This window comes from Saccharopolyspora sp. NPDC050389 (assembly GCF_040655595.1).
GTDB lineage: Bacteria > Actinomycetota > Actinomycetes > Mycobacteriales > Pseudonocardiaceae > Saccharopolyspora.
Window position 1 is genome coordinate 1 of record NZ_JBFAKG010000222.1, and the last position, 1,531, is coordinate 1,531.

Here is a 1,531-nt window from a genome sequence, read left to right on the forward strand (position 1 = left end):
GACCGATGACACCCCCTGTGTCAACCTCTAGATCAAGATCAGGCCGCGACCTGTTGTTCGGCGTCCGGTCGGGCGCCGCCGTGCAGGGCGGGGTCGTAGGGTGTGCTGTTCTGCCAGCAGCGCCACATGACGCGGACCCAAGCTCGGGCGAGGATGCGGGTGGCGTGGGGGTGGTCTTTTCCGGAGGCTCGTGCCCGGTTGTAGATGTCGGCGGCCCAGGGGCTGGCATGGCGGCTGTTGGCGGCGAAGGTCGTGATGGCCTGGCGCAGGCGTTTGTTGCAGGCCCAGCGGAACGACACGCCGCGTTGTTTGCCGGATGCCTTGGTGACCGGGGTGATCCCGGCCAGCGCGGCGATGGCGTCGGGGTGGCCGAACGCCTCGCGGGCGTCGCCCCATTCGGCCAGGATCTGGGCGGCGTTGACGGTGCCGGCACGGGGGAAGGACCGAAAGATCTCGCCGTCGGGGTGGGCGTCCATCTTCTCGGCGATGGCGCGGTCGAGGTCCTTGATTGCGGTGTTGAGCGCGGTGATCACGCCAATCTGGGCCAGCACTGCCACGCGCACACCCCCGGACAGGTCGGGATCGGTCGTGCCCGCCGGCGCCGAGCGCAGCCTGGCCAGCAAGACGGCGGCGGGCTTCTTGCCGGAGTAGCCCTGCTTGGCGCAGAACGCGGCCAGTCGTTTCTCGGTCAGCGAGGCCGCCGACGCGGCGGTCGGGTACTTCGTCAGGAACGCCAGCGCGATCGCCGAGAACAGGCTCGCGAAGATCACCTTGGCTCCGGGCCAGTGCGCGTCCAGCAGCGCGGCGAGCTGGTTGACCGCGGCCACCCGGGCGTCCACAAGGTCGCCCCGGGTCCGCGTCACTGTCCGCAATGCCTTGGTAGATCCCGAATACGGGACCGCGGGGCGGAGTCGGTGGATGCGCACCCGCAGGTAGTCGGCGATCACGTGCGCGTCGCCGGGGTCGGACTTGGCGCCGGAAAGTACCTCGGCCTCACGCCAGGTCTTGATCGCGTTCGGCTTGACCGGCATCACCGGGTGCCCGGCCTCCAGCAGGGCGTCCACCAGACGTCCGTCCGGACGCTCGATCGCCACCGCCGTCAGCTCGGTATCGCCGAGCTTGTCCAGCCGAGCGGCCAGTCGGGCGAACCCGGCAGCGGTGTGCTCGATGGTGAACGCGGCAACTTTGCGGCCGGTCCGCTCAAGAACGCACACGGCGTGCTCGGTGGCGGCCCAGTCGATCCCGACGAAGAACAACGGCCCATCTTCCAGCGACAACCTAGTCGCCTTCCTGCTCGTAGCAGCGGGCAGGCACCAAGCGGAAGCGAAGGAACCGACAGTCGAGTGGTCACTAACCGGCGCTCTACGGCGCATCCCTCTGTCATCGATCAGCGGTTCCGGGGAAGCCGGGGGCGGCAGTGTCATCGAGGCCCACAAGGGGCGACCACTCCGGGCCGTCACCCCGGCTTCCGCCTAGTACTTACCACAAACGCCATCCAGGCGCCTGCACGAAAGAGGGTGCACTAGTGACC

1 protein-coding gene is annotated in these 1,531 nt (G+C 68.8%); it reads right to left on the reverse strand.

Annotation, left to right across the window (positions count from 1 at the left end):
- Nucleotides 1-38: 38 nt before the first annotated feature.
- Nucleotides 39-1,277 (reverse strand): IS110 family transposase, encoded by a 1,239-nt coding sequence (locus AB0I53_RS49550; protein WP_358618198.1) that lies wholly within the window; start codon nt 1,275-1,277, stop codon nt 39-41.
- Nucleotides 1,278-1,531: the final 254 nt, after the last annotated feature.